The sequence below is a fragment of the Pedobacter caeni genome, assembly GCF_900129215.1.
Classification (GTDB): Bacteria; Bacteroidota; Bacteroidia; order Sphingobacteriales; family Sphingobacteriaceae; genus Pedobacter; species Pedobacter caeni.
This window is the reverse complement of the sequence record NZ_FQUQ01000017.1, coordinates 1-2,603: the sequence shown is the minus strand read 5'-3', so window position 1 is coordinate 2,603 and position 2,603 is coordinate 1. Positions and strand designations below refer to the sequence as shown.

Below are 2,603 nucleotides of genomic sequence, written 5' to 3'. Positions count from 1 at the left end.
TAGTCTTCCACTACCGTTACCCTGAAGCTTTGAGTATCTGTACACCCGCTGGCATTGGTTGCTGTTACGGTGTAGGTCGTGGTTTCCCTTGGCCTTACGGTCAGGGTAGCGCTGTTTTGTCCACTGATGATGCTGTTATGCACAGACCATACGTAAGAGACCGCACCTGTGGCCGTCAGTTTCAGGCTTTCCCCTTTGCTGACCTCTGTGCTTCCCGCTCCGTTGTTATTCCCGTTGTCAGCAGTAATAGTGATGACCGGTAACGGATTGACGGTGATGACAAAGGTTCTGCTGTAGGTGTCTGCACCTCCATTGTCGATTCCTCCATTGTCTTTTACTGTTACAGTGATGGTTGCTGTTCCTGAAGCACCATTTCTGATGCGGTAGCTGAAGTTTCCGTTGCTGCCGGTGCTGGTTGCTGCGATGCTTTGGAAGAGGTTACTATTACTGCTGGTGGCGGTAATGGTGGTGGTTTGTGCAGATTCCGGACCTGCACTGATTCCAGTTAAAGCTACATTCTGAGCAGCAGTGGTATAGCAGATGGTCTGGCTGGCTATGGCATCCAGGGTCGGGCTTTCATTGACATCGCTGATGCTGATGTTGAAGGCTTTCTCCAGGCTGAAACCATGCTGTGTGGTGCTTTTCACTCTGATGCTATAGCTGGATTTGTTTTCAAAGTTGAGGCTTGCTGCGCTGAGCAGGTTGTTTCCTGAAATGCTAAATAAGGCATTGTCGGTATCATCGGTTCCTGAAACAAGGGTATAGCTGAACGTTGCGGCCGGATCCTCAGAAGTACTGCTGATGGTTCCTGCCGGAGTTCCCGCCGGACTGTTTTCATAAATGGTAGTTGCGGTCAGCAGGACATTGGTTGGTGCCCCAGGTCTGATGGTTAATGTTCCTTTTACAAAACTGATCTGGTAATTATTGGAGGTTGCAGCAGCAGGTACGATATCGTAAGTTCCGATCGGACTGCTTGTGGTTGCTGTTGTGCTGATCATTACAGGGCTGGTCAGTATGGCAGGTGTTTCTGCATTGACAAATCCATCGTATTTAACGGTAAGTGCCGGATTTGTTGTTCCTGCAAATTTCACTTTATCCTCAGCGGTAATGATTAAGGGAGCTTTGTTGATCGTAAGATTGGCAGTGTTATAGTTTAATACATAATTACTGCTCAGTGCCAGTGTGTTTTTGTTGATGGCATAAGTTCCTGTGTTTTCACCAGGAGCACGATCCAGGCTTCCTGTAAAGGCATCCGTTCCGATAAGTGCAGGGCTGATGGTATAGGTTAATGCCGGATCGGTTGCACCATAGGTTTTAGCTGCAGCTGTTGCGTTTACACTGATGGTTTTTGTACCGATGCTTAAGTTGGCAGGGGTATAGGTGATCAGGTAATTCGGACCGGCAGTTACTGTTCCCTGGCTGATGGCATAGCTACCGATATTTTCACCTGCAGCTCTGGTTAGGCCTCCTGTAAAGGCATCTGTACCGGTTAATGCCGGGCTGAACGTGTAAGTCAATGCCGGATCTGTATCACCATAAGTTTTGTTTTTGGCAACAGCAGTAACGGTCAATGCTTTGGAGGTGATGCTGAGATTTGCCGTGTTATAAGTAATCAGGTAATTCGGACCTGCAGTTACCGTTCCCTGACCAATGGTATAGTTGCCGATGTTTTCACCAGGAGCACGATCGAGGTTCCCTGTAAAGGCATCTGTTCCGATCAGCGCCGGGCTGAAGGTATAGGTCAATGCCGGATCAACGGTACCGTATATTTTGGTCTTAGCGACCGCACTAAGGGTTAGGGGTTTAGTGGTAATGTTCAGGTCAGCTGAGGTAAATGCAAGGGTATAATTGCTGTTTAAGGCTAGTGCTCCCTGCGTGATGGCATAGTTGCCAATGTTCTCGCCGGCAGCTCTGTTTAAGTTTCCTGTAAAGACATCTGTTCCGATGAGTGCCGGGCTGAACGTATAGGTTAATGCCGGATCTGCTGCGCCATAGACCTTGGTTTTAGCCACAGCTGTTACGTTTACTGTTTTCTTCGTGATGCTGAAATCAGCAGAAGTAAAGGCAAGGGTGTAATTGCTGTTTAAGGCTAATGTTCCCTGTCCGATGGCATAGTTTCCAATGTTTTCACCTGTTGCCCGGTCCAATGTTCCTGTAAAGGTATCTGTTCCGATCAGCGCCGGGCTAAAGGTATAAGCCAGTACCGGGTCTGTTGTGCCGTATTCCTTATTGCTGGCAGTGGCAGTTACGTTCACTGTTTTCTTAGTGATGCTCAGGTCAGCTCCGTTATAAACAAGGGCATAGTTTGTTCCCAGGCTCAGGTTACCCTGAGTGATGGCATAGTTACCAATGTTTTCACCTGCAGTTCTGTCAAGAACTCCGGTAAAGGTATCGGTACCGTTTAGTGCCGGACTAAAAGTATAAGTCAATGCCGGATCAGCATCGCCATAAACTTTGGTTTTAGCGGTTGCAGCTACGGTAATGACTTGGGAAGTAATGGTCAGATTGGCCGGTACATAAGTAATCAGGTAGTTTGTACCCAGGCTCAGGTTACCCTGTCCAATAATATAAGTACCCACATCTTCACCTGCGGTGCGGTCCAG

1 protein-coding gene is annotated in these 2,603 nt (G+C 48.0%); it reads right to left on the bottom strand.

Features of this window, described 5'->3' with window-relative positions:
* The coding region (locus tag BUC20_RS34035; protein ID WP_317042826.1) for an MBG domain-containing protein at nt 1-2,603 on the bottom strand (2,603 nt) is incomplete at both ends.